The sequence below is a fragment of the Xanthobacter sp. BG11Y11_SDJG genome, from assembly GCF_057364445.1.
Map to the genome: position 1 here is coordinate 1 of NZ_JBNFNU010000782.1, position 833 is coordinate 833.

Here is an 833-nt window from a genome sequence, read left to right on the forward strand (position 1 = left end):
CGCGGCGACGGCGCGGTGGCGGCCCGCGCCGCCCCCCTCGCCGACGACGCCCCCATCGCCATCGAATCGCGCGGGCTGACGCGCCGGTTCGGCGATTTCGTCGCCGTGGACCATGTGAGCTTCAAGATCAGGCAGGGGGAGATTTTCGGCTTCCTCGGCTCCAACGGCTGCGGCAAGTCCACCACCATGAAGATGCTCACCGGCCTGCTTCCCGCCTCCTCCGGCGAGGCGCTGCTGTTCGGCGTGCCGGTGGACCCCACCGATATCGAGACCCGCCGCCGCGTTGGCTATATGAGCCAGGCCTTCTCGCTCTACGGCGAACTGACCGTGCGCCAGAACCTGGAACTGCACGCCCGCCTGTTCGGCCTGCCCGAGGCGGACGGCGCGGCGCGCATCGCCGAACTGGTCCGAGACTTCGACCTTGCCGACCACCTCGATGCGCTCTCCGACGGCCTGCCTTTGGGCGTGCGCCAGCGCCTCTCGCTCGCAGTGGCGGTGCTGCACCGGCCGGAGGTGCTGATCCTCGACGAGCCCACTTCGGGCGTCGACCCGGTGGCGCGCGACACTTTCTGGGACCATCTCCAGCGCCTCTCCCGCACGGAGGGCGTGACCATCTTCGTCTCCACCCACTTCATGGGCGAGGCCGAGCGCTGCGACCGCATCTCCTTCATGCATGCCGGCAAGGTGATCGCCACCGGCACGCCCGAGGCCCTCAAGCAGGAAAAGGGCACGCCGACGCTGGAAGAGGCCTTCATCGCCTATATGGAGATGGGCGGTCGCGCCGCCGAGACCAAGGCCCGCCTCGCGCCGCCCGCGCCCCATGCCGCCCGGGC

The 833-nt window shown here is 70.2% G+C and carries 1 protein-coding gene; it reads left to right on the plus strand.

The genetic code is table 11. From position 1 onward, the window contains the following. Positions 1–833: ATP-binding cassette domain-containing protein (locus AC2W7M_RS26500; protein WP_486136165.1), on the plus strand; the 833-nt coding region annotated here is incomplete at both ends.